This window comes from Mucilaginibacter phyllosphaerae, from assembly GCF_004378255.1.
In the GTDB taxonomy this organism is placed as follows: Bacteria; Bacteroidota; Bacteroidia; order Sphingobacteriales; family Sphingobacteriaceae; genus Mucilaginibacter; species Mucilaginibacter phyllosphaerae.
Window position 1 is genome coordinate 871,165 of record NZ_SNQG01000001.1, and the last position, 23,343, is coordinate 894,507.

Annotated in this window: 24 protein-coding genes and 1 tRNA gene; 9 read left to right on the forward strand and 16 right to left on the reverse strand. The window is 44.3% G+C overall.

Going from position 1 to position 23,343, the window contains the following annotated elements; all coding sequences use genetic code 11:
- Positions 1-137: 137 nt before the first annotated feature.
- Positions 138-881 (forward strand): monofunctional biosynthetic peptidoglycan transglycosylase, encoded by a 744-nt coding sequence (gene mtgA / locus E2R65_RS03720; RefSeq protein WP_134335120.1) that lies wholly within the window; start codon positions 138-140, stop codon positions 879-881.
- Positions 882-1,012: 131 nt separating this feature from the next.
- On the opposite strand, the gene E2R65_RS03725 is transcribed toward mtgA, so the two are convergent.
- Positions 1,013-1,447: a hypothetical protein gene (locus tag E2R65_RS03725; RefSeq protein ID WP_134335121.1), complete on the reverse strand. Its 435-nt coding sequence runs from the start codon at positions 1,445-1,447 to the stop codon at positions 1,013-1,015.
- 308 nt (positions 1,448-1,755) lie between these two features.
- On the opposite strand from E2R65_RS03725, the gene E2R65_RS03730 reads away from it, so the two are divergent.
- A complete protein-coding gene (locus tag E2R65_RS03730) occupies positions 1,756-1,983 on the forward strand; it encodes a hypothetical protein (RefSeq protein ID WP_134335122.1) in 228 nt (75 codons plus the stop codon).
- A gap of 55 nt (positions 1,984-2,038) precedes the next feature.
- Here the strand turns inward: E2R65_RS03730 and E2R65_RS03735 are convergent, their stop codons facing one another.
- Positions 2,039-2,326, reverse strand: coding sequence for a YciI family protein (locus tag E2R65_RS03735; protein ID WP_134335123.1), 288 nt, complete (start codon positions 2,324-2,326; stop codon positions 2,039-2,041).
- A gap of 48 nt (positions 2,327-2,374) precedes the next feature.
- The gene (locus tag E2R65_RS03740) at positions 2,375-2,860 is read right to left on the reverse strand and encodes an ABC transporter ATPase (protein WP_134335124.1); all 486 of its coding nucleotides are present in this window, start codon (positions 2,858-2,860) and stop codon (positions 2,375-2,377) included.
- 46 nt (positions 2,861-2,906) lie between these two features.
- Between E2R65_RS03740 and E2R65_RS03745 the strand changes: the two genes are divergently transcribed.
- Positions 2,907-3,386: a hypothetical protein gene (locus E2R65_RS03745; protein WP_158285210.1), complete on the forward strand. Its 480-nt coding sequence runs from the start codon at positions 2,907-2,909 to the stop codon at positions 3,384-3,386.
- A 25-nt stretch (positions 3,387-3,411) separates the two neighbouring features.
- Here the strand turns inward: E2R65_RS03745 and E2R65_RS03750 are convergent, their stop codons facing one another.
- From E2R65_RS03750 to E2R65_RS03760, 3 genes are read right to left on the reverse strand one after another with little or no spacing between them, the layout of a single operon-like run.
- Positions 3,412-4,197 (reverse strand): (Fe-S)-binding protein, encoded by a 786-nt coding sequence (locus tag E2R65_RS03750; RefSeq protein ID WP_134335126.1) that lies wholly within the window; start codon positions 4,195-4,197, stop codon positions 3,412-3,414.
- A complete protein-coding gene (locus E2R65_RS03755) occupies positions 4,197-4,625 on the reverse strand; it encodes a DUF2750 domain-containing protein (RefSeq protein ID WP_134335127.1) in 429 nt (142 codons plus the stop codon). The genes E2R65_RS03750 and E2R65_RS03755 overlap by 1 nt, the downstream gene beginning before the upstream one ends.
- A gap of 6 nt (positions 4,626-4,631) precedes the next feature.
- Complete coding sequence (locus tag E2R65_RS03760) at positions 4,632-5,930, reverse strand: (Fe-S)-binding protein (RefSeq protein ID WP_134335128.1); 1,299 nt, start codon at positions 5,928-5,930, stop codon at positions 4,632-4,634.
- Between the two features lie 268 nt (positions 5,931-6,198).
- Here E2R65_RS03760 and E2R65_RS03765 point away from each other — a divergent pair.
- Positions 6,199-6,271: transfer RNA gene (locus E2R65_RS03765), tRNA-Phe, on the forward strand.
- A 551-nt stretch (positions 6,272-6,822) separates the two neighbouring features.
- Here E2R65_RS03765 and E2R65_RS03770 read toward each other — a convergent pair.
- The 5 genes from E2R65_RS03770 to E2R65_RS03785 form a co-directional block, all read right to left on the reverse strand.
- Positions 6,823-7,356 carry a hypothetical protein gene (locus E2R65_RS03770; protein ID WP_134335129.1) on the reverse strand — a complete coding sequence of 178 codons (534 nt, stop codon included), beginning with the start codon at positions 7,354-7,356 and terminating at the stop codon, positions 6,823-6,825.
- Positions 7,357-7,361: 5 nt separating this feature from the next.
- The gene (locus E2R65_RS19580; protein ID WP_158285211.1) at positions 7,362-7,616 is read right to left on the reverse strand and encodes a hypothetical protein; all 255 of its coding nucleotides are present in this window, start codon (positions 7,614-7,616) and stop codon (positions 7,362-7,364) included.
- The gene (locus E2R65_RS03775) at positions 7,613-7,894 is read right to left on the reverse strand and encodes a hypothetical protein (protein WP_134335130.1); all 282 of its coding nucleotides are present in this window, start codon (positions 7,892-7,894) and stop codon (positions 7,613-7,615) included. Before E2R65_RS03775 ends, E2R65_RS19580 begins: the two co-directional genes overlap by 4 nt.
- Before the next feature lie 137 nt (positions 7,895-8,031).
- Complete coding sequence (locus E2R65_RS03780; RefSeq protein ID WP_134335131.1) at positions 8,032-9,546, reverse strand: rhamnogalacturonidase; 1,515 nt, start codon at positions 9,544-9,546, stop codon at positions 8,032-8,034.
- Positions 9,547-9,579: 33 nt separating this feature from the next.
- Positions 9,580-9,999, reverse strand: a complete 420-nt coding sequence (locus tag E2R65_RS03785; protein WP_134335132.1) for a hypothetical protein — start codon at positions 9,997-9,999, stop codon at positions 9,580-9,582.
- Positions 10,000-10,343: 344 nt separating this feature from the next.
- On the opposite strand from E2R65_RS03785, the gene E2R65_RS03790 reads away from it, so the two are divergent.
- Positions 10,344-11,330 (forward strand): 3-keto-disaccharide hydrolase, encoded by a 987-nt coding sequence (locus E2R65_RS03790; RefSeq protein WP_134335133.1) that lies wholly within the window; start codon positions 10,344-10,346, stop codon positions 11,328-11,330.
- Between the two features lie 39 nt (positions 11,331-11,369).
- On the opposite strand, the gene E2R65_RS03795 is transcribed toward E2R65_RS03790, so the two are convergent.
- The 3 genes from E2R65_RS03795 to E2R65_RS03805 form a co-directional block, all read right to left on the reverse strand.
- Positions 11,370-13,121, reverse strand: coding sequence for an alpha-L-rhamnosidase-related protein (locus E2R65_RS03795; RefSeq protein ID WP_134335134.1), 1,752 nt, complete (start codon positions 13,119-13,121; stop codon positions 11,370-11,372).
- Positions 13,121-15,793, reverse strand: a complete 2,673-nt coding sequence (locus E2R65_RS03800; protein WP_134335135.1) for an alpha-L-rhamnosidase — start codon at positions 15,791-15,793, stop codon at positions 13,121-13,123. Before E2R65_RS03800 ends, E2R65_RS03795 begins: the two co-directional genes overlap by 1 nt.
- Before the next feature lie 178 nt (positions 15,794-15,971).
- Positions 15,972-16,766 carry a phosphatase PAP2 family protein gene (locus E2R65_RS03805; protein ID WP_134335136.1) on the reverse strand — a complete coding sequence of 265 codons (795 nt, stop codon included), beginning with the start codon at positions 16,764-16,766 and terminating at the stop codon, positions 15,972-15,974.
- A 152-nt stretch (positions 16,767-16,918) separates the two neighbouring features.
- On the opposite strand from E2R65_RS03805, the gene E2R65_RS03810 reads away from it, so the two are divergent.
- The 3 genes from E2R65_RS03810 to E2R65_RS03820 all read left to right on the forward strand — a co-directional run bounded on the left by E2R65_RS03810 (position 16,919) and on the right by E2R65_RS03820 (position 18,972).
- The gene (locus E2R65_RS03810) at positions 16,919-17,482 is read left to right on the forward strand and encodes a GNAT family N-acetyltransferase (RefSeq protein ID WP_134335137.1); all 564 of its coding nucleotides are present in this window, start codon (positions 16,919-16,921) and stop codon (positions 17,480-17,482) included.
- 163 nt (positions 17,483-17,645) lie between these two features.
- Positions 17,646-17,882, forward strand: coding sequence for a hypothetical protein (locus tag E2R65_RS03815; RefSeq protein ID WP_134335138.1), 237 nt, complete (start codon positions 17,646-17,648; stop codon positions 17,880-17,882).
- Between the two features lie 127 nt (positions 17,883-18,009).
- Positions 18,010-18,972 (forward strand): YXWGXW repeat-containing protein, encoded by a 963-nt coding sequence (locus E2R65_RS03820; RefSeq protein ID WP_134335139.1) that lies wholly within the window; start codon positions 18,010-18,012, stop codon positions 18,970-18,972.
- A 308-nt stretch (positions 18,973-19,280) separates the two neighbouring features.
- Here E2R65_RS03820 and E2R65_RS03825 read toward each other — a convergent pair whose 3' ends face one another.
- Positions 19,281-19,862: a hypothetical protein gene (locus tag E2R65_RS03825; protein WP_134335140.1), complete on the reverse strand. Its 582-nt coding sequence runs from the start codon at positions 19,860-19,862 to the stop codon at positions 19,281-19,283.
- 11 nt (positions 19,863-19,873) lie between these two features.
- Positions 19,874-21,538: a hypothetical protein gene (locus tag E2R65_RS03830; protein ID WP_134335141.1), complete on the reverse strand. Its 1,665-nt coding sequence runs from the start codon at positions 21,536-21,538 to the stop codon at positions 19,874-19,876.
- A gap of 404 nt (positions 21,539-21,942) precedes the next feature.
- Here E2R65_RS03830 and E2R65_RS03835 point away from each other — a divergent pair, with 404 nt between their 5' ends.
- On the forward strand, positions 21,943-23,343 hold the full coding sequence (locus tag E2R65_RS03835) for an ATP-binding protein (protein WP_134335142.1): 1,401 nt from the start codon (positions 21,943-21,945) through the stop codon (positions 23,341-23,343).

The window sequence follows — 23,343 nt, forward strand, 5'->3', positions numbered from 1 at the left end:
TTTCGGATCTTGAAACTTAGTTTAGATTTTCGGAATTAGAATTTAAAGTTTATGAAAAAAGGTGTTTAGTTTAGGCTAAACACCTTTTTTGCGTTTAATACAAAGATTATCCCGAAATTTGGGGTACTTAAGATATAATGGCCACAAAAGCACAAACCCGTAAAAGCAACAGCAAAACAAAAGGATTTTTTAATAACGGCATTGTACGGCTTGTACTGCGTATAATAAAGCTGATAGCTATTGTATTTGTTGCCGCCAGTTTATTTGGCGTGCTGCTTTTTAAGTTTGTAAACCCACCTTTTACCTGGCTAATGATACAGCGCGGCTTTGAACGCAAAGCCGACGGCAAGGACTGGAAGATTGATAAGCAATGGGTAGATTTTGATAACATTGCCGATAACATGAAACGCGCCGCCGTGGCCGCCGAAGACCAAACCTTTTTAGAGAACCACGGCTTTGATTTTAAAGCCATAGAACGCGCCATCCAAAAAAACGCTAAAAGTAAAAAACTGATAGGCGGCAGCACCATTAGCCAGCAAACGGCCAAAAATGTTTTTTTATACCCCGGCCGCTCTTTTGTGCGCAAAGGGTTCGAGGCGTGGTTTACGATACTGATAGAGGCCTTTTGGAGCAAGAAACGTATTATGGAGGTATATCTAAACGTGATAGAGATGGGCGATGGCATATACGGCATCGAGGCGGCATCTCGGGCCTATTTCCATAAGCCGGCAGCGCAGCTAACCCGGCGCCAGGCAGCCGCCATTGCGGTGATCTTCCCAAGTCCGTTAAGATGGAGCGCCACCAAGCCAACCCGCTACCTAAGGCACCGGCAATACCTCATCATGAAAAACATGCGCAGGCTGGGCCCTTTAGAGTTTTAATAAGGGTTAAAACGTTAAAGTAAAAGAATTACTTAAACGCAAACCCTGCAACATAAAACGTCCCCGTATATCTTTTAAGATGCTGCGGGGACGTTTTATTAAAATATCCTGTTATCCAGGCGTAGCTCCTATTAGTTGTTTACAGAGATGATACCATCTGAACAAATGTTTACACTGCTAAATGTAGCATTTGGGCCGGTAATACTGCCGGAGGTTGCACAAATTTGATAGGCAAACCTGTAATTTTGGCCGGGGCCACGCATGTATATCGTATAAAGGCCGGCTACCAGGCTAACCGTTTGTGATGAAGTAAAATTGAAAGAAGCATTGGTACCACCAGAAAATTGTGGCACAATTTGTATTTGATAGGTACAACAACCGGTATTATTTTGCACCGTTATATTATACATAACCGGTTTAACAGCATCTGCACCGGCGGTGGTTGCCTTAGCTTCAATACTTGCGGTTGCATCATTTTTAGTTAGTCCGTTTGGTACAACGGTTTGTGCTTTAACTACAACGCAATACATTAACATTACACTGCATAATAAAATTAATTTTTTCATAAATGATTGTTTTTTAAGTGGTTTAATTAAGCCCAATTTATTATTATTTTGTCAAAGTATAATATCTTTTTAATAAATTTTAATATGAAGATGTAATTAAAACTATTTGCTATAATTTAAAACTTGCAATAAGCCTAACTCAGGATTAAACAACAGCTCATTGATTTTCAACTCATTAAATCAGGCCCTTAATTGTGCTTAATTAAAAAAACAATTCAAGGCTATTAATTTATTACAAAAGTTAATTCAGTTAAACCAGCATTAAATATTTAATTTATTATATTGCGTTTATAAAAACTATATCTATTATGAACGAGTTAAAAAACTATCAAAAAAATGCCCTGAGCAGGGAAGAAGCCAAAAAGGTTTTAGGTGGCCTGCGCGATGTGAATGCAGATTGCCCCGGCGGAACACATGAGTTTATTTGTGTTACATCTGCACCAGGGGAAAGCGGCGTTGGAAGCGGCCAACTGATTCGTACACGCTATTGCGTGCCTGATACAGAACCAAACCCACCATGCTCTGGCCCTTCATAGCCATCAACAAAAAATCCCGGCCTAACTAACCGGGATTTTTTTGTTTACAGCATTTCTATCTTATTACCTCCTTTAGCGCCGGATGCGATTGCGAGGCTAAAAATTCGGTAATTTCAAACCGGGCAAGTTTGTGTTTATGAAAGGGATCTTCGGCGATAATCTTTTCGAGTATTTCTTTCGCATCCGCCTGGGCAATAATTACACCACCCGTGCGCGGCACCTTGCGCCCGCTCATGATAAATACTTCTGCCGCATAATACTTTTTCAGATACGCTACATGGGCATCCATGTGTTTATCCAGTTCCTCTAATGGCACAATATAAGTTAGGCTGATAATGAACATGGGATTGGTAATTAGTTTTTGGTTAACATAAGTTTAGTAAGACAGCTATCAGTTAACCACCAAATCCCTAAACAACTGGATGTGCCAGCTATCTTTAAAGGGCACTTCCCATTTGGTTTGCAGCTCGGTTATAGTTTGGGCCAAATTGTTAAATACAATGGTTTCGGTATTAATTTTACCGGCTTTAAGTAATTCCTCAAACTGTTGGCGGGGTACGGATACTACTTCCTCCCCATCGCGGTAAGCCAGGTTAAACCTGTCGAACAGATTGATGCCGAAATGCTGCTCCAACTGCTTCATAAAGTTAACAGATTTATCGATAGAGCAGCCGCTTGCGCCGGCCTGGCTTTCGTCTACAAACAAAATCAAAAACCGATTGTACCTAATTTCGGCCCTGGCTAACAGTTGATGATTGTGGGCTGTCCACCCGGTGGTAAAATTGTCCAGCAAAACCTGTGCTTGCAAAGTTTCGGCATCGGTTAATTTACGGTCACTCTGATATACCCAAACTCTTGAATGTGAAGAAAATTCCATACCGCAAATTTATCAAATTATTAAATTAGGTTTATTATTAGTTGTCATGCAAACATCACTTCTGCCAGGAAAACATAGGGCTTTAATTATGATCCTGATATCCTTTTTGGGGGCGTTTTTTGGTAGTTTCCGGCCGTTTTCTGCCGAGCAGGAATGGATAAGCTGGGGCAACCGTTTCCTGAACGAGAGCTACGACCCTACCGTTGAACCCCAACTGAAAAAATACGAGATCAACCTGACGGCCGATCATTTTATCCGTTTGCGTAAAACTTATCAACAGGGTAAACAGGAATATTACTCATTCAATTTAAAGCGCTTTGCCGAACTGGGATACCTGCCCGGCAACACCTTAACCGATACCCTGAAGATCAAAACCCAGGCAGACGACATCATCTACCAAACCTTTGAAGACCCGCATGGCGATATCGATTCTATGGCCACCCAATGGGCTATCCCGGTTAAAAAGCTCTCGCCGCAACGGCTGGATAGTTTGAAGGAAGCGTTTAGCTTTTTAAAGGGATTGTAGTTAAATCTAAAATCCTGATGTTTAGCTACAACCCATTCGCCCTAACGGTTATCTCGGCAATATCCAGCACTTTAATATCCTGCTCTTTTTCCATGTGTTTTACGCCATCGGTCAGCATGGTCATGCAGAAAGGGCAGCCGGATGCTATTACACTTGCCCCGGTTTCAATCACATCCAGCATGCGCTCGTCGTTAATTTCTTTGTTGCCCTTCTCGGGCTCTTTAAACATCTGGGCGCCGCCTGCGCCACAGCACAGACCATTGCTTTTGCAGCGTTTCATTTCTACCAGTTCGGTATCCAGTATCTCTAAGGCTGCGCGTGGCGCTTCATAAACGTTGTTGGCACGGCCCAGGTAACAGGGGTCGTGAAAGGTTATTTTGCGGCCCTTAAAGCTTTCGCCGCCTTCGGCCTTTAGCTTGCCTTCATCAATCAGCGACTGGATCAGTTGGGTATGGTGGATCACCTCGTAAGTACCGCCAAGGCCGGGATACTCATTACGGATAGTGTTGAAACAGTGTGGGCAACCCGTTACAATTTTTTTGATGTTGTAGCCGTTCAGCACCTCTATATTCGTCATGGCCTGCATCTGGAACAGGAATTCATTCCCCGCACGCTTGGCCGGGTCGCCGGTGCAGCTTTCTTCCGTACCCAGCACGGCATAGCTGATGCCTACATGCTGCAGGATCTTGCAGATATCGCGGGTTATTTTTTGGGCGCGCTCATCAAAACTACCGGCACAGCCTACCCAAAACAATATTTCGGGCTCTTTGCCTTCGGCAGCCATTTCGGCCATGGTTGGTATCTGCTCCATTATTCTTCTTCGCTTATCTCGGTTATAAACTCGTTTATGCTGCTGTAGCCGGTAAAAGTAATGGCCGAATTGATCTCGGCCAGCCTGTTTAAAATATCCAAAGCCACTACTAATGCATCGGCTTCGGTGCCAAACATCCTGGCATCCCAGTTAATCCCTGCTAAAACTTCATTCCCGGCCATATCTATACACAAGTCCTCTAAAAAAATAGCCAAAGGTATCTCTGTGGGTGTGTATGTTTTCCAGTCGTCGCGGGCGCAGATCTTAGCCAGCGACCTGTCTGACCAGAACGGGATCACCGCAACATCATTATTTTCGGCCGCTTCGGCGTTGGCCCAGCCCGTTTTACTTTTTAAGCCCCAAACCTGCTTGCTTGCGGCTACCTTTTCTACAAAGGCAATATATTTTGCTTCTAATTCTTCTGCCATGCTGTATTATGCTTTTTCGGCCCAGTTAAGCCTGTCGGCCTGGCTGTATTTCCAGGGGGCGCCATTGTTTTCCATATTACCGAACATGTTGTTAAGGCTGGCCGGCGCCTGCGATTCTTCCATCACCAAATAGCGGCGCATTTCGGTAATGATCTCTAACGGGTTGATATTAACCGGGCAGGCCTCTACACAGGCATTACAGGTGGTACAGGCCCATAATTCCTCGCGGGTAATGTAGTTATCCAGCAAAGTTTTATCGTCGGTGTAATCCTTGCCATGCTTATCAATATTGTTGCCTACCTCTGTCAGCCTGTCGCGGGTATCCATCATTATTTTACGGGGCGATAAAAGCTTACCGGTGATATTGGCCGGGCAAACAGATGTGCACCTGCCGCACTCGGTACAGGTATAGGCTTCCATCAGGTTCTTCCAGGTAAGATCGGTTACATCTTTCACCCCAAAACGCGTTATTTCGGTTGTTTCGGGCACAAAAGAGGGATCAAGCATGGCCTTCACCTCGTTGGTAACCGATGCCATGTTACTAAACTCGCCTTTAGGCTTCAGGTTAGAATAATACACATTAGGGAAGGCCAGTAAGATGTGGAAGTGCTTGGAGTATGGCAGATAATTTAAAAATGCCAGGATGCCGATGATGTGGAACCACCAGCAGCCCCGTTCGATAGCTACCAGCGCACCCGCGCCTGATGGCAGCAGCGGGGCTATCAGATTGCTTACCGGGAAACTGCCTGCAGTAACATAATGGCCAAAATGTAAAAGCTGTAATTTATAATCGGCGGCATTCATGGTGAGGAAAGCCGACATCAATAATATTTCTATAGCGAGGATGTAATTAGCGTCTGACTTTGGCCAGGCGGTCATCTCTGTACCACTAAAGCGTTTTAGTTTAAGAATGTTGCGACGGGCCAGGAATACCACGCATGAAACCAGCACCAGCAGCGCCAGTATCTCAAAGCCACCTATCAGTAAGCCATACAGGCTGCCCAGGGGTTTAGAGAACACCCTATGCGAACCAAAGATGCCATCTATCATGATCTCCAGCACCTCCAGGTTGATGATGACAAACCCTACATAAATAAAAAAGTGCATTACCGCAGCAACCGGGCGTTTCACCATTTTGGTTTGGCCCAGGGCAACTTTAGCCATTATAGCCCATCGGTCGGCAGGGCGGTCGCTCCGGTTGGTATCGCGGCCCAAAAGTATGTTGCGCCTAACCCTGGCCACGTTTTTACCAAAAAGGTAAGCAGCCCCCAATAAAATAATGATAAAGATAACCTGTCCGATCATAGATATATTATGCGTGCATAGTAATTTAAAGCTAATGTAGGAATTTGATTTAAAGTAAAGATAGTTATTGCCGAAATGTTTTGAACTTAGAATTTGTTTAAATAAGCTCTTTCGTCAATTGCATTCAAATAAATCTAAAAAATATTTTACTCCTAATTACCTGAAATTCAATAAGCCGGGGCAGCAATAAGGCAAATTCTAAACTTATTTTAAAAAAAGAGTTTATAGAATTAAAAAAAAGGCTACATTTGCAAACCTTAAACGGAGCGGTATCATAGCTCAGTCGGTAGAGCAAAGGACTGAAAATCCTTGTGTCGCTGGTTCGATCCCAGCTGATACCACAAAACAAAAGCCTTTTAGAGAAATCTGAAAGGCTTTTTTTATGCAGTAACACTTTTCTACAAGCTTTAAATGCAGGTATAAATACAATTTGTTAACTAAGTGTCTTTACAATAAGTTACGTGCTTTTCTGCACATTTAGGCTTAGACTGCCATGCTTTTGGCGCACTCTTGGCGCATTTCTCGCTGTTTATTCCAACGGCTTTATTTAGTAAACCAATCTATCCATGTACGCCACGTATGAATTTCGCATTGCGCCTACCTCTAAAATTTTTGTGAACTTAACCCAACTATTTATCCCATCTAATTACCAAAATTCATTTTTCTCATCCGCGGAATTGTTTGGTCACTTGAATCCACCCAATGAGCAAACACTTATCCTCTACCAAAAATGCCTATCAATCCGAATGAAGTGCTAACAAGGGATTCGCTTTCAGGATGTTAACTATCGTTCTTAGTTATTTAACTTTTGGCAATTCATTAAGTTTAGGTAAACTATAAGGCAGCAGATTAAGAAATAAGGTTAATGAACAAATAGAGCGATACAAATATTTTATTTACCTAGCTTCCAACTTGTGCCGTCATTGAAAGAAACCTCAATTGGCCACGCAAGCTTAAGTTTTTTCGCATCTCTGCTTAACACGTTCCATGTTGCTCCTGTACTCCGTCCAGATCTCAAAGAATCATCCGTGAAACCACCACCAAAACCAGCAGCATAACTATTGCCTAAATCAGCAGGATCATTAAAAGCATTGGTACCATACCACTCAAATTTTATTGCGCTTATGGTCTTTTTTGAAATGTTTTTGTATTTCAGATATACTGAACGATAATTGGAATACTCCTCTTTAACAATCTTAGCCTGAAGAACCTTAACAGGCGCTCTTGATAGTCCTACAGTGTCAAACATCGCCTTTGCGATAGATTGATCAACCATCTTTTTTACATGGTCATCGGCGCTTTCTCCATATTTTGCACGTGAGAAACTATCTAACTCAGCTGCTTTTTGCTCTTTTGTTTTTTGTATTGGTTGTTGGCACCCTGTCGCAATCAAAGCAGCCAGAGTCATGCATGTAATTATTTTCATATGTATTAATTTGTTGGATTTAAATCGTTTAAATACCAACTCTTAGTAAAGTCACTAAATTGATCCATTTGTGCTTTTAATACGCCAAAGAGCCCACCTGTAACAGAGCCAAATGCTTTTGTTTCGTCAAGGTTCATAACGTTTTCCGGAAATGTTCTAAGTGTATACATTGGATTTTGTTGCTTATATTCAATTCCGAGTTTATGAAAGTACTTTCCAGGCAATTTAAATTTTGGTTTCCCTTTATACTCAAGTATCACGATATTAAATTCTCATCCTTTAAAGAACTGCTAGTTTGCAATAGCGCTCTGAAGACATCAACTGGAGCTTTGTCTATATCTATTTTTGTAAGATTTAAAACAATAACTGATGGGTTGACATAATATTGATAGTGGGCATTAAAATTAATACCATCGTTTCGAGGATCTTTTGACATTCGCTCATCAACAGTATTACTAAGAATAACGTGATTTAATATGGCAATTGCACTACTAACAATAAATAAGAGTAGTATTGCTACTAAGATATTTCTTTTCATTACAATAAGGTTTATTGAAAATACAAATGATTTTCTACTTTCTAATAATATTATTTGAAAAAGCCTTTTAGGGCTTTAACTTTATGTGCACCACGAGTTGAAAACTCGCGGGAGCGAATACGCTAATTCAAACCTTATTACTCTTTAACAAAAGGCGAATTATCTATCTTTAAATTGGTTACCTTATCGGTTCGCAGCTGTTTGATGCCTTTTACATCGGGGATTTTAAAATGGTCTATTTCCAGCCCGTCAACATCACTTGCAACAATGGCCGGGCGGTTATCGGGTTTTAGGGTGCTAAACGTGATATGATCTAAAGCTACATCTTTTGCATGCCTGATGAATAAGCCGTAGGCAGGGTTTACGCCAAGTAAAAAAGGTTCGGGGTAGCCTCTTTCCAGTTCGGGGAATTGCTTTTCGCCCTGCTCTTTGGTACCGCCGCCTTTATACTGCACACTTATATTTTGGATCTTTATATTCCTTACAGGGTAACCGGGTGTGCCCGTGATCTGAATACCACTCATAGCATCTGCGCCGGTTACCAGGATATTACTGATCAGGATATTATTTACATGCCCCATTCGGGTAGTACTTTTTGGCCCCCTGTTGCGCCTGCCCAGGGTTACGTAAATTGGGTAATGGTTAATATCCATCATGGTGATGTTGGATACGATGATGTTTTCCATAATGCCGCCGTCCACGTCTTCCAGCGCCAGCCCGTTGCAGCTGCGGAAGGTACAGTTAGATACCACACAATTCCGGAACCCGCCATTAGATTCGGTACCGAACTTAATGCGCCCGTTAGACCAGCCCGCCTTAGCCGGCACCATGGTACCATCAAGCAAAGTACCTTCCTTAAAACCGGATACCTGGCAGTTAACAATCGACAAATTTTCGGTGATAAAAGGCCTGTTTAACGCATAAGAACTTTTGGGGCATATCGCGTCATCATTAGGTGAGTTTACCCGGCAGTTGGAAACAACGGTATTGATACAACAGTCGATATCTATCCCATCGCGGTTGGTGTCTATCGTCAGGTTATCCAGCGTAACCATGTTGCAGCCCGTCAGCAAAATGGCAAAATGCCCGCCGTGAAAAATGGTTACATCCCTGATGAGTATATTTTTGGATAGCTTAATGGCAATCGCCTTATCGCCCGTACCGATAGAGCCACCTGTAGGGTCGCCCATGTGCTCTTTATCCTTACTGGTTAGCCCTCCCCCGTCAATCCTGCCGCGGCCGGTGATCGAAACATTCTCCAGGTGCTCGCCCCATATTAAACTGTTATGGAAGTAAGTATGCCCCCCGTCCTGGTATGCAGTATCGGTAAAGGGTTCAGCCTGGTCATAAGCGTTAAGCGCGGCCGGTGCGCCCGTAATGGTAGCCCCTGCATCAATAAATAAATTGATGTTACTTTTAAGATGGATACTGCCGCATAAATAATTACCGGCAGGTAAGTAAACCGTGCCGCCGCCGCTTTTGGCGCAAGCCGTTATGGCCCGGTCAATCGCCTGGTTATCTAAAACTTTGCCATTGCCCTTTGCGCCATAAGCTTTAACATTAAAAAAGCCCGCAGCCCCTGTTTGTGCAGATGCCCGGGTAAACAATAATGCTAAAACAAAACAAAGCAGAAACTGGCAAGGCGCTTTCATAACAAAGGATATTTTAACGCTAAGTATTTGATATTATTCCTTTTCGGCCGTCCACCGGCCGGGGTTTTCAACCGTACCATCGCTGGATCCCGTCCACGTGCCTGCCATACTTTTGCTGTTGGCCGCTACGGTTACCGTATAAGTAACACTTTCTATGTTACCGCTTATCACTACAGATTTCATGGTAAGCACACTTGTGGTTGAATTATAAGTACCGGTGATACTATCTGTACCTGACGACTTACCATCAACAGATTCCCATAAGAATAACCCGATGTAACCATCGCCGGCCTGGTCAAGGGTAAACGAGCCCGTCCAGTGGCGGCCATCGTTGCCAAGGGCGCTGGTTATGTTCCATTTACCTGCTAAAGTAGGGGCAGGTGTAGATTTAGACTGGCATGATATCATTAATAAGATGATAAAACCGGCCATTATATTTTTTGCTATACGCATAATGTAATAAGTTTAGTTCAAACGATAAAGGTAGTAAAACTATGGCTCTTTTCACACGGCCTATCGGTGTATTTGGCGGTTTGCAATACCGAATTAACATGAGTTCGGTTTAAGCGTGCTAAAACCTCATCCCAACCCTTCTGCTTTGGAGAAGGTTTTAAGAAAAGAAAAAATAAGACGATTGTTGCCAGGCAAGTCCTCTCCTTTGGAGAGGATTGTAGGTGAGGCTTTTATACCAACCCAAGATCCAGGTATGATCCTCCGGCAGCAATTACCCGGTATACAGCACTTATCTTTTTTATTGCAGATATAGTTTGTAGATTTAACCTCTCAATTAAACCATTATGAAGATCTCACCTTTTTTAAACATTAAAACTATTTACCGTATTACCGGCGTACAACTTTTATTGGCGCTGATGATTTTTTGCGGCTTCAAAGCATCGGCACAAACCCATGCAGTAGCTAAAAACCCCGATGTTATAGGCCGGTGGGATATCACGATGGAAAAAGACGGTAAAAGTATCCCATCATGGTTAGAGGTTCAAAAATCGGGCACGCATACGCTTATCGGTCGTTTTACTTATGCCTTTGGCAGCGCAAGGCCTATCTCAGAAGTTAAGCCCGACGGCGGCAAATACAGCTTCTCTATCCCACCGCAATGGGAAGAAGGCACGCGGAATATGGATTTTGATTTTGACGTAAGCGGCAACACTTTAAAAGGTACCATGGTTTATACCGATGGCAAAACATACAGTTTTAAAGGTGTGCGCGCACCCTTACTTATCCGTACCAAAGCGCCTGTTTGGGGCAAACCCATCCGGTTGTTTAATGGCAAGGACACCAAGGGGTTCCATACTGATGGCAAGAACCAGTGGATAGTAGAGAATGGGGTGCTAAGAAGCCTTAAATCTGGCGCCAACCTTATCAGCGACAAAAAATTTAACGATTTTAAACTGCATATAGAATTCAGGTACAAGCAAGGCAGCAACAGCGGCGTTTACCTGCGCGGCCGTTATGAAGTGCAGGTTATTGATACCAAAAGCGGCGAACCCGAGCCTATCAACAATCAGTTTAGCTCGGTTTACGGCTTTTTGCCGCCAAATAAAATGATGGCTAAAAATGCGGGTGAATGGCAATCTTATGATATTACACTGGTAGGCCGCCTGGTTACCATTGTGGCTAATGGTACCGAGGTAATATGCAGGCAGGAGATACCGGGTTTAACCGGCGGCGCTATAGATAGCAATGAAGGTGAACCGGGGCCATTATTTATACAAGGCGACCACGGCCCTATTGATTACCGCAATATTGTGATCACCCCGGCAAAATAAAAAATTCATCATCAGGTAACCCGCAGGCCATTCCGCGGGCTACCTGATGATTTTCACCTGCTTAGGCCCGCTTATCACGGTGTTTATTTTACCATTGGCTAATTTGGTATGTTTTATTTTGACGATGCCATAAGGCGTAGGGAATGTACCCTCTGCAAAGCGCAGATCACCTAAGTGGGGTTCTACTTTAATCATGCGGCAACCCGGCGCAAGCACTTTTACACCAAGCACATGTTCTGTTAACCAGGGAGTTGGGCCCGATGCCCATCCATGTGCCAGGCTATGCCTGTAGCCTTTATAACTAAAAGCACCGTATTTTGCATGGATATCTGTTTTACCGGCAGGCACCAATTCATCTATCCTTGCAGCATTTGGTATCCAGTCGGTATTAAAATCTTCCCAAAAGGTGGTGGCACCCAGCTTTAGCATCGGCCCCCAAAAGCTGCGGATAGCATTAATACCGCCCTGGTAATCGCCTGCTTTGGCCTTGGCCTGCAGCATGTAGTAACCAAAAAAGGTAGAATAATTTTTTACGCCGCCCGCAGATATGGTTGCATTAGCAAGCGCTGGCGATGCTAAACCCGATAAGGCCAGCATAGCGGCAGCCTGCTTTGAACCACCTGCCGCCGGTACATTTTTTTTTAAATGGGCCACAGCATCGATGCACAGTTTAGCTGTTGCAGGCTCTTTTAATACGGTGCAAAGTTCTGCACCGGCGCTTAGTGTCATAGCAAGCATCCCTTGTAAACCTGCGTGGATAGCCGCCGGATTATTACTTGATGGCCAATCCAGAAAACGCCAGCCGTTTGCCAGTTTTTCACTGTTATCGGCATTTACCTGGGCTGCATAATTTTGCAGCAGCTTGATCAGGTAGGTTTTTTGTTTTTGCAGATAAGGCAGGTCGCCGTTATGCATATACCAATCCCGCTGGATGATGATCCACCACATGGAGTAGGATATGATGCCGTTCATATATCCCGGAAGCGGCGTTATATCCCTCACCATATCCAAACTTTTTGGCACTACCTCATTATTACCAAAAACGGCGGCAATGGTTGATGTCTCCGGGTGCATATCCCCTATCCAAACTAACCTGTCGCGCTTAATGCCATCCCACAGGTAATCCTGCATGTTCAGATGAACAGTATAGGCGCCGGTTTGCCAGATCTTGTTCAGCAGCGTATCGCTGCAATTAAACGACCCCAGGTAAGGGATATCCCGGTAAATGAAGATAGCGCTGGCTTCTTTTATTTTTAGTTCCCTGTCCGGCTCTACGAGGTCTATCCGTACAAAACGGAAACCTGTATTGCCTGTTTCCAGTTTACCCAGCCAAGGCAGGCTAACCACAAGATCGCGCATGGCGTGGTCATTGGTGGCATTTTTAACCGTATCAATGTCAGACATGGCTTCCGCTGCCGATTCGCCGAACCTTAGCCTTACTTTAATGGGTTTGTTATCGCCTTTATACCTGTCTGTTACTAACTGAATGCCGCCATGTAGTTCCTTACCAAAATCAAGCAAAAGGCCAGCTTGGGTAGTATCGCTATTGGTTAACGTGCATATTTTCTTATCAGAGATCTCTGCCTGGCCTGTGCCCGGCTGTAGTAAAGTTTCGGCATTGGTTACGTTACCCTTCTGCCACATCACCCTTACAGGGCTAATGAAACGCCTTACTGTAGCCTCTTTACGTACCAGCTGGTTAGTTGCAAATACCGGCGACTGCTGGGCACTGGCCTGTAAACTTAAAATAGTACAAATCGCTGCTAATACTGCGCCTCTAAAATTTGCCATTACTTAATTATAAACTCGTATCTACCGGCTGTAACGTGGTAATCGGCAGTTACCGGTTTACCACTCAAATACGCCTTTTTACCGCCGCTAAGCGGGAAACGAATATCCGCCGATGTATTAGCAGGTAACACAACCGTATAAGTTACCGCATCGCCGTTACGTTTCCAATTGGATGCCACATCGCCATACGGGCTTTTGTGCGTAGCCCCATATTGGTTAAGGTTGGGTACAAAGTTGGGCTGCAGCAATACGTTTTTAAAGCCCGGTTGCCGCTCATCCGGCTTAATACCACCAATGCCGCTGTATAACCAGGCGCCAATGTTACCAAACATAATGTGGTTAAGCGATATATCTGATTTTGCATCTATCTTCCAGTTCTCATATAAAGTGGTAGCACCATTCACCATCCACCAGCCCCAGGAAGGATAAGTTTCCTGCGATGCTATTTTGTAGGCAACATCCGGGTAACCATTATCACTTAAAGCACCCAAAATGGCTTTTCCACCCAGTATGCCCACATCCAAATGGAAGTTATCTGCTGCTACACGTGCCGCCAAACGGGCGGCTATCTTGGCTTTAAAGGCATCGGGTACCAGGCCCCAGTAAAGCGGCACGGCCAGTTCTGTTTGCAGGCCTTTATTATAGTTCCCGGTTTGCTCATTCAAATATTTGGCGTTGAATGCATTTTTAATTTTTGTGGCCAATGCGGTGTATTTAGCTGCATCATCTGCCTTACCTAAAATTTTGGCGGCTTTAGCCGCTATAGTTACATCGGCAAAGTAATAAGCGGTAGAGGTAACCTCTACCGGCGAAACCGATTTTACCGGCACCCAATCGCCCAACCCCCAGGTGGTAAGCCCGGTTGGGTATAAATCATTAATGTGGTTTACGTAGCGGGTGATGTTTTCATAATTATCAGCCAGTATTTTGGTATCGCCGTAAAACAGGTAAACATTCCAGGGGATGAGCGCGATAGTACTGGTCCAATCGGGGCCGTTGCCCCACTCATAACCCCAGCCCGCCGTTGGGATGATGGATGGCAGCGTACCGTTTGGCTGCTGCTCATCACGATGGTCGGCCATCCACTTTTCGTAAACGGTGATGCCGTCAAAGTTGTATAAACCGGTTTCGGCGGCAATGTGCGCATCGCCTGTCCAACCATTCTTTTCGCGCTGCGGGCAATCGGTAGGGTAACCAAAAAGGTTGCTCAGGTACGAATTATTGGTAGCGTACCATATTTTGTTGATGATTGGGTTTGATGTATTTATATTACCAACCGGCGGCACATCGCTGTGCATAAAGTAACCGGTAAGGCTCTCTTTAGTAAGTTTAACCGGCTCGCTGCTGGTTACCTCTACATATTGAAAGCCCTTGTAATTAAATTTAGGCATAAAGGTTTCCTGCCCTTTGCCGCTCAGGGTAAATATATCTACCTGGAATGGGTCTTTATCATCCGTTGGGCGGTAATGCAGGTCGATATTCGACAGGTCTACATGTCCATCTTTATACAGCCTTTCGCCATGTTTAAGGCGGATGACCGTGCCTTCCTTACCACTAACCGTTATCTTACTCACGCCGGATATATTCCTCCCCAGATCAAACACATAGGTTTTATCATCAAATTTATTTACCGTTTTAGCCGGGATGGTTTCTACATCGAGGATAGGATGCAAAGCCTGCGCCACGATATTTTGTGATGGTACGGGGCGGTTAAAGGCCGGTTTCCACTTTTTATCATCAAAGTTGATGGTATTCCAGCCCGGTTGTTCCAGGCGGGCGTCGTAATGCTCGGCGGTGTAAATACTGTTGAGGGTAACCGGGCTAAAATCTGTTTTCCAATGGTCGTTGGTGCTGATGGTTTCCACCGATCCGTCGTCATAGGTTATCCGCAGATCCATACAAAAGGCCGGGCGGTTACGCCAGGATGCTAAGTGAAAATTCCATACCGCGGTAGACTGATGGTTGTACCAGCCGTTGCCCAGTAAAACGCCTATGGCATTTTTGCCGGCGGCTATGCTGCTGGTAACATCATAGGTAACGTAAAGTGTGCGCCTGTCAAACCGGGTGTACATAGGGTCCAGCCGGTGGTTACCAATTTTTTGGCCGTTGATGTAAAGTTCGTACAAACCCGCTGCCGCAATATACGCCCGTGCCGATATTACCCTTTTGCCCGTGCCAAACGTGGTACGGAAATACGGGGCTGGTTTTACGTTGTAATTCTCGTCATCGCTTATCCATGATCCCTTCCAGTTGGTCATTTTCATCAACCCGGTCTCAAAGCTGTTTACGGCAGATGGCGCTGCTTTTTTACCATCTTTATCCCAAACAGTAACCCGCCAAAAATATTTAGTATAAGGCTGCAGGGCTTTACCCTGGTAAACGGCTAAGATGTTTGACGAAACTGTTTTAACTGTTGTCCAATTGTTGCCGGTGCCCTTACTTACCGCTGCCGAATCTGTACCCACAAAAATTTGGTAAGCAGTTTGTTTGGCGCCCTGCCGCTCATCTGCCAGCATCCAGGTAAGGCGCGGGTGCATGGCATCTAAGCCTATGGGGTTTATTAAATATTCGGTACGCAGGTTAACGGGGTTTACCGCTGTTGCCGCATAACTACTCACAAACGACGCGATGGCGCAAAACAGGGCTAAGGCAAATTCTTTATTACGGATCATAAACAGGTATAACAGCGGCACGATGCACCGGATATGCAGGACTATTTGGGTTTAAATTTATAAATAATCCCTTAGGTTTATAATGGGTAACAGGTAATTTACCATGCCATGCTTCCTGGCAAAAAGCCGAAGTAAATCGTCTGAGAAGCATTCATCAACAGCAGAGGTAAAAGGCTGCCTACAGCTGCTTCACAAACGAAAAACCAACCGTTCCGTTACCAAATGCCGGCATAAATGTGGTGGTTTTGTTGGAGTTTTTTTCGTGGAAGAGCCGGTTACGTAACAATGGGTAAAGCAGGTATGCGGCCTTGGTAGACAGGATGCCGAACCCTGCACCGGCAATAATATCGCTAAACCAGTGATCCTGGTTGTAAACGCGTAATATAGCGGTTGCCGTGGCAAATGAGTAACCGGCCACGCCATACCAAACAGATTTTTCGCTGTACTCCTGCGCCATAAACTCAGCGGCGGCAAAGGCATTGCCGGTATGGCCGGAAGGGAAAGAATAACGGTTTGAGCCATCGGGCCTTAAACGGTTAGTTACTTTTTTTAGGCTAAAGGTTGTTAAAGCCATAATCCCTTCAGACATTGCGTAAAGCATTGTGCGGTCTATAAACGTGTTTTTACCATGTATCCCGGCAAAGTTTAACCCATAAACCATTACCGCCGGCGCATATTGAAAATAATTTTCGGGGTGAAAGTTAAAATTGGGGTGATCTTCTACCAGATCGTCATAAACGCTGTAATCCAAATTACGGATGGGCTTTACCGCCAGCGATAAAACACCATAAGTAACAAACACCGCAGGCGGGATGTATGACGGCCATTTACTTTCCAGGTGCCGTACCGTATCCGGCAGGGCCAGCAGATCCGCAGAATCAATTTTTGCGGTATCTGCCTTAACAGTGTCTATGGTTTGGGCATGGGCACCAAGTGTTGCCACGCAAAGGAGCAGGATCAGTAACTTTTTCAATAACGTAAACTAACAATAACTATATTATTAACCTCAATAATAGTAAATATTGGGATAATTTTTTTGATAACAGGAATGTTATGAACGTAATAACAGCCACATTAGTTTGCGTTTAAATAAACATACTGCATTTTTAATACATATTTGCAAGTATGATACGCCCTGCCCAACCCGCCGATGCACCGGCAATTGCCCAATTGATACTATTAGCCATGGGCGATGCACTTGCCGCCAAACTTGCCAACAGCCCCGATCGTGAAGTGGCGCTGCAATTGTTTGAGCGTTTTGCCGCCCAAACCGGCAACCAGTACAGCTACAGCAATATTTTAGTTTGGGCCCAACAGGCTGAAGTTTGCGGGATGATCATGGCTTACAATGGCGCACAATTAGATGAATTGCGCAAACCCTTTTTGCACTACACCCGCAGCCGGCTTGGCTTTACCGGCCAGCCCGAAGACGAAACACAGCCCGGCGAATATTATATAGACTGCCTGGCCGTAAGCCCCGCCCACCAGGGTAAAGGCATAGCCAAAAAGCTGATCACAGCCCTGCTTGAACGGGCCGCCGCCATAGGCCACCATACCGTAGGGCTGCTGGTAAACAAGGGCAACCCAAAGGCTAAAAAGCTTTACATCCACCTGGGTTTTAAGGTGATGGGCGATCAGGCTTTACTGGGGGGTGTTCATGAACATCTGCAATATCATTTAGAAGCGTAATATATATTGATGAGTGCTTAAAAATAAGCGCTGTTAATTTTTACAGATTGATAATTAACTTATTGTAAATAAAACTCAGAATCAGACAATCCGCCTACAAACAACACACAATATCGGCCCGTTTAATACGTCTGTATAGTACATTGCTTTACAACTACCGGCTATGAAACACAAGATCAAATTACCCGACGGGACCGCCCACCTCATCGAAATTACCAGCGCCTATTTTAAAACCTGGCATGTATGGAACGTGAAGTTTGCCGACGGCAAAGCCGCCATGCTTTTTAAAATGGGCAGCGAATGGATGCAGCGCAACGAAGACTTTTTAGATCAGCACGTCATCAATGCCATCGGTAAGCGCATAGATGGTATTATGGTTAGGCGAAAAATGGCGTTTTAGGGGCGAAAAAAGGTAGCGAGATTTTATCCGCCGAAGCCCTTGCCTGCACCAAAACTCTAATCCAATTCTAATGCCCTGTGGCATAACTTATTTGCACTTGTATTGTCATACATGCAAATAAAACATCATGAAAAAAGTAATTAAAAGTTTTGCTTTGCTGGCGCTGATAGTTGTGTCATCATCAAAGTTGTTTGCACAGGTAATCGTAGGCATCTCTATTAATGTAGCGCCACCGCAATTACCCGTTTATACGCAACCCGCCTGCCCGGTGGACGGATACTTATGGGTACCCGGTTATTGGGCCTATGATAATAATGCCGGCGATTATTATTGGGTGCCCGGTGTTTGGGTAAGCCCGCCACGCCCCCACTATTTATGGACACCCGGTTACTGGGGATATGATGGCAGTATCTACAGCTTCCATGCCGGTTACTGGGGCCGCCATATTGGTTTTTATGGCGGGGTAAACTATGGCTACGGCTACGGCGGCACCGGTTTTGGCGGCGGCCAATGGGTGGGTAACTTGTTTAGGTACAATACTGCGGTGGTTAATGTTGATAAAACCATAGTTAAGAATACCTATATCGATAAAACGGTTATTGTAAATAATACCACCATTAATAACCGCAGCAGCTTTAATGGCCGCGGCGGCGTAAACGCAGCGCCTAAGCCCGAAGAACTTGCCGCCATGAAAGAAAAGCATGCGCAGCCCACTCCGGATCAGCTTAACCACCAGCAAACTGCCATGGCCGACCGTAGCCAGCATGCCTCAGCAAACCGCGGCAAGCCTGCTGTAACTGCCTACAATAAGGTAAACGGCGAAAGCTTTGGGCATAAGGGAAAAGCCGCCAGGGTTACCGATAGCCAGAATAACCCCAAACCGGCAAATGATGACCCCGCCAAAACCGGCGCAACAGCGGCCGAACAAAAACATGCCCTGCGTAAACAACGCCAAAGCCAAGCCGAAAATAATGCAGCAATGCCCAAAATGGAAAAGGCACAAAAGCCGGCCAAACCGGTAAAACAACATGCCGAACACATCAGAAATGCCCCGGCAAAAGACCACCACGAGGCCAGGCCCCGCCGGTAGCTCACTTAAATTTATATAATCAACAAGGCCTTTAATTAATGTTAAAGGCTTTGTTGTATGTGGTGTTTACTGTGATCCTTAATTTATTTCGGTATGCATGCGCAAATAACCAGGCTATTCTCACCCGCAACGCACTATTGTCATTTCGAACAAGGCACGAGGAGAAATCTTTTAAAAAGTTTAACCATGCCCTACGGTCAATGTTTTATGAAGACACAATTTCCCCTAAATTGTGTAAGCTTCCAACTTACGTAAACAGAATGCTTGCATTTTTAGGACGAAGTTGTAAGGTTTTTCAAATTATTTTTTTAACTTATCCAAACTGATTTTACGGACACGCGTTTCCATTTTCCATCGGGTTGCTTTTCAAAAATTGTTATATATCCTGCTCCACAATCTATTCCGCAATGCATTTCAGTATATATTAATACTACTTTTTTATTAATTGAAAATAAGGGAATTCCTAATTTTAATACGTTATATTTCAATCTTGTAATGCTTGTTGCTGATAGAGATTCTGAAAGCAGATTATTACCATAAATGCCTAAATATTTAACATTTAACCGATGATCATTTTTCCAATAATTGATTTGCTTTTTCATATATATAATGTCATCTCTATTAAGTAGTGTATCAAAACTTATCTGTGGGCCAATCATTTCATTGAAATCTTTTTTATCCAGAATAATGTTAATATCAGCATAATCGTTATTGTAATCTAAGAATTCAGGATCAAGTTTATCAGTCTCTTCCTGTGTTTTTAAATAAAAATTAATAAAGGTATATACTTCATCAGATTTTACTAAACCCCGATTCTTATTAACAGTACAAGCTGAAAATAAAATGCTTGTAAAAAATATAAATTTCCGAAAAATAAATTTTAACTGCATATTTTTATTATTTAACATCCGGAAGATTTGCCTTTAGGGGTAGCATAATCCCCATTGCTGTCCGTTCCGGATTGCTCTCCCATAATTGTGTTTATTATCCTATCCTTATCTGTTTGTGATAGCTTTTTAAAAGTGCTTGTTTCCTGCAATCCTCCCCAAGCTAAATCATTATAAAACTGGTCGGTTAATTTATATCCTTGGCTTATTCCATAAGCTTTTAAAGAAGCCCCTATATTACTCATAAAACTTCTCACTATTTCATCATGATGAGCGACATTAGCATCTTTCGCGTTAAGCCATTCATTATATAATTGAGGATAGGTTTTCGTTGCCGCATTCTGGTCACTCCCAAAATATGCAATTAAATATGAATGAACTGATTCATGCAAAATAGTTTTAGCAATTGCCAAGTCACTTCCCGAACTAACTTGTGTAGCATCAAATGTTGTGGTAACAGTACCCGTTAATCGATTATAAGTAGAATTTGTAATTGCTGCTGCACTTCCTGTGCTTCCACTCTTCATAACCCAATTGTAACCCGGAGTTGTACCTGCAAATTTTTGAATAATATCTGCAACATTATTCCCCGAAAGATTTTTTAAGCGAGCGAGAACAGATTGCATACATGGTTTTAATTTTGAATCGTCTATTTGATTTAAAAACTCCTGATTGTTAACCGGCGTAACCCGTGGCGGTGTCGTGGGGCAAGGCACAGGCGTAGGTGTGGGCGTGGTGCCGCCTCCGGTGCCGGGTGCCGGCATGCTTTGTATCACCAGTTTACCGTTCTTTACCACCTCCGTCATGTCAACCGTATTTGGTTTTGCCGGGATACAGGGTTTCGGGTCTGCCGGTACACCGCCGCCGCTGCCGTCGCCACCATAGCCCCCGCTGCCGCCGTCTCCGTCGCCATGGCAGTTGCCAGATTCAACACTGCCCAAATAATGATAAACGCAGTCTATCAGTTCGCCGCTCGGCAGTTTCTGGCAATTGTAACTGTAAAAATCGGTAATGGTACATGGCGCAACTACATTGTTAACGCCTTTGCTGTTTACTTTTATCCCGCTTGCTGTTTCTTTAAAACTTACGCTGCCCGTTCGCACACCGTTCACATAGCGCTCTCCGTTCACAAACTGCCTGTCCAGCGTGTAGTAAAATATCATCCCGTTAAATAAGCCCGGTATGTTCCTGTAATGCAGCTCATCCATAACCGTCTCACTGCCGGGGATGCTCAGGTCTTCTATCACCTTGGCAAAAAAGCTTAAACGGCTGCCATCTTTTTTTTCTATAAATACTACCGTTGTTTTGTTACGGTATTTTCCGTCGAGCTGTTTTAAAGTGTAAAGCCCGCTATCGTTCTTCATCTCAAATTCGGCCACAATACTGCTGTCGTTTCTTTTTTGCAGCGTGTAGCTGTCCCAGTCAACCTCAATTGAATTGATCAGGTCATTATACCATTTACCGGTACTTTGGGTGGCTTTACTATGGGCTTTTACCCCGTTGGCATATAGCTCTTTCAGCTGCGGGATATGGGCATCGATAGTAGTTAAGGCCTGCGGGTTGGCTGTTTGGTTAACATGGTCCTTTCGGCAGCTGTAAAGTACAGATACAAAAGCAATTAGAAAAGCAATACAGAATTTAAAAGCATTTTTATTGCTTTTGAGGAAGGGGTTATGCATTGTGACAGGTAAATGTTTCGCTAAAGATAATAATCATAGCTAAAAAAGCACATATTTTTATGGAACAGGTAATAACCGGGCATCACTGCATCAATAAGTCTGTTTACAAAAGCGCCCCGCTTGTGCTGAATCTCTTATGATCAACCCCCATCACCGCAAAATTTCAACAACAATAAACGTATGGCATCTATAATCCTATCAAACCCAACAATCGCTAATTTTTATTAACTCATTAATTGACAGAAGTTCGTTAACATCAACAACATTAAGCATCTCATTATCAATAAATAGCAAAAAACAGCCGGTGTTCACGAGCGTGAACGTGAACACTATAATATCTGTATATGCCGGTATCTACTACTCAAAAATTACCATTATACTTGTACAACATTACCACCTGCTGCATGAATACCGTAACTTTAAACGAATTGAAGGCCATACCCGCGCTGGAGAACGTGCCGGATGATCAACTGGAATGGCTGATTGCCGTTGGCGAAACCGTTGATTTTGAGGAAGGCACCCGTATCTTCGATAAAGGCAATCCGCTTGATAAAACCTATGTGATACTGGAGGGCCGCATGCGTATCTGCGCCGAGCAAAACGGCAAAATGCGCGAGGTGACAGTACTTAAGCAACAAACCATTACCGGTTATCTGCCCTTTAGCCGCGCTGTAAACACTTTTGCTTATGGCGAAGCTATCGAAAAATGCCGCGCACATCTGGTACTTAAGGATAAGATTGACGAAGGCATTAAACTGCACTATGAGCTTACCGCCGCCCTGGTACACACCATGACCAGCCGCGTGCGCGATTTTACCTCACAACAGCAGCAAAACGAAAAAATGTTTGCCCTGGGCAAGCTGTCGGCGGGGCTGGCGCATGAGTTGAATAACCCGGCATCGGCTATCAGCCGCGGGGCATCGGCCCTGCAGGACCAGATCAAAAACCTGCCCGAAATATTTAAGGAAGTAGCTGCACTCAGCATCGCACCAGAAAAAATTGACACCATTAACCATATCCTGGTTAATAAAACCAAGCAAACCAACCGCCCGGTATTAACCATGATGCAGCGTGCCGATCTGGAAGATAACCTGAGCGACTGGCTGGCCGACCACGACATCAAAGATTTTAATATAGCCGAAAACCTGGCCGAATTTGGCTTTACCACAGAGGATCTGGAACACATGAACAGCTGCACCCCCCAGCCTAAATTGGTTTCGGTGCTGGATTGGATGAGCAATTACCTGCTGCAGGAAAAAATGGTATCGGATATTAAAGAATCTTCTGCCCGCATCTCCGAGCTGGTAAATTCGGTAAAAACCTTTACCCACATGGATAGGGATACCGATAAACAATTGCTGGATATCCATGCAGGCATTCGCAACACGCTTACCATGCTCAACTATAAGCTGCGCAAAGGCAACATACAGGTGCAGGAAGATTTTGACCTGAACCTGCCCCAGGTAAAGGCCCTTGCCGGCGAACTAAACCAGGTTTGGACTAACATGATAGATAATGCCATTGATGCCATGGAAGCAAATGGCAGCGGCATCCTTACCATCCGCACCCAGCTGGACAGGGAGTTTGTTTGCGTTTACATTAAGGATAACGGCGTGGGCATCCCGCCGGAAACCCAATCGAAGATCTTCGACCCGTTTTTTACCACCAAGGATATGGGTAAAGGCACCGGCCTGGGGCTGGATGTGGTTACCCGTATCATTCGCCAGCACAGCGGCACTGTAAAAGTGGCCTCGGTGCCCGGCAATACCGAATTTACCGTTTGTTTCCCCCTGATTGATAACTAA

Excerpts from the sequence above, each read along its gene's own strand:
- E2R65_RS03795 (WP_134335134.1), bottom strand. The coding sequence starts at position 13,121 with ATGGCAAATTTTAGAGGCGCAGTATTAGCAGCGATTTGTACTATTTTA.
- E2R65_RS03740 (WP_134335124.1), bottom strand. The coding sequence starts at position 2,860 with ATGGAATTTTCTTCACATTCAAGAGTTTGGGTATATCAGAGTGACCGT.
- E2R65_RS03745 (WP_158285210.1), top strand. The coding sequence starts at position 2,907 with ATGCAAACATCACTTCTGCCAGGAAAACATAGGGCTTTAATTATGATC.
- E2R65_RS03820 (WP_134335139.1), top strand. The coding sequence starts at position 18,010 with ATGAAAAAAGTAATTAAAAGTTTTGCTTTGCTGGCGCTGATAGTTGTG.
- E2R65_RS03775 (WP_134335130.1), bottom strand. The coding sequence starts at position 7,894 with ATGAAAAGAAATATCTTAGTAGCAATACTACTCTTATTTATTGTTAGT.
- mtgA (WP_134335120.1), top strand. The coding sequence starts at position 138 with ATGGCCACAAAAGCACAAACCCGTAAAAGCAACAGCAAAACAAAAGGA.
- E2R65_RS03735 (WP_134335123.1), bottom strand. The coding sequence starts at position 2,326 with ATGTTCATTATCAGCCTAACTTATATTGTGCCATTAGAGGAACTGGAT.
- E2R65_RS03750 (WP_134335126.1), bottom strand. The coding sequence starts at position 4,197 with ATGGAGCAGATACCAACCATGGCCGAAATGGCTGCCGAAGGCAAAGAG.
- E2R65_RS03830 (WP_134335141.1), bottom strand. The coding sequence starts at position 21,538 with ATGCATAACCCCTTCCTCAAAAGCAATAAAAATGCTTTTAAATTCTGT.
- E2R65_RS03800 (WP_134335135.1), bottom strand. The coding sequence starts at position 15,793 with ATGATCCGTAATAAAGAATTTGCCTTAGCCCTGTTTTGCGCCATCGCG.
- E2R65_RS03815 (WP_134335138.1), top strand. The coding sequence starts at position 17,646 with ATGAAACACAAGATCAAATTACCCGACGGGACCGCCCACCTCATCGAA.
- E2R65_RS03730 (WP_134335122.1), top strand. The coding sequence starts at position 1,756 with ATGAACGAGTTAAAAAACTATCAAAAAAATGCCCTGAGCAGGGAAGAA.
- E2R65_RS03825 (WP_134335140.1), bottom strand. The coding sequence starts at position 19,862 with ATGCAGTTAAAATTTATTTTTCGGAAATTTATATTTTTTACAAGCATT.
- E2R65_RS03760 (WP_134335128.1), bottom strand. The coding sequence starts at position 5,930 with ATGATCGGACAGGTTATCTTTATCATTATTTTATTGGGGGCTGCTTAC.
- E2R65_RS03835 (WP_134335142.1), top strand. The coding sequence starts at position 21,943 with ATGAATACCGTAACTTTAAACGAATTGAAGGCCATACCCGCGCTGGAG.
- E2R65_RS03755 (WP_134335127.1), bottom strand. The coding sequence starts at position 4,625 with ATGGCAGAAGAATTAGAAGCAAAATATATTGCCTTTGTAGAAAAGGTA.
- E2R65_RS03770 (WP_134335129.1), bottom strand. The coding sequence starts at position 7,356 with ATGAAAATAATTACATGCATGACTCTGGCTGCTTTGATTGCGACAGGG.
- E2R65_RS03725 (WP_134335121.1), bottom strand. The coding sequence starts at position 1,447 with ATGAAAAAATTAATTTTATTATGCAGTGTAATGTTAATGTATTGCGTT.
- E2R65_RS03780 (WP_134335131.1), bottom strand. The coding sequence starts at position 9,546 with ATGAAAGCGCCTTGCCAGTTTCTGCTTTGTTTTGTTTTAGCATTATTG.
- E2R65_RS03785 (WP_134335132.1), bottom strand. The coding sequence starts at position 9,999 with ATGCGTATAGCAAAAAATATAATGGCCGGTTTTATCATCTTATTAATG.
- E2R65_RS03790 (WP_134335133.1), top strand. The coding sequence starts at position 10,344 with ATGAAGATCTCACCTTTTTTAAACATTAAAACTATTTACCGTATTACC.
- E2R65_RS03810 (WP_134335137.1), top strand. The coding sequence starts at position 16,919 with ATGATACGCCCTGCCCAACCCGCCGATGCACCGGCAATTGCCCAATTG.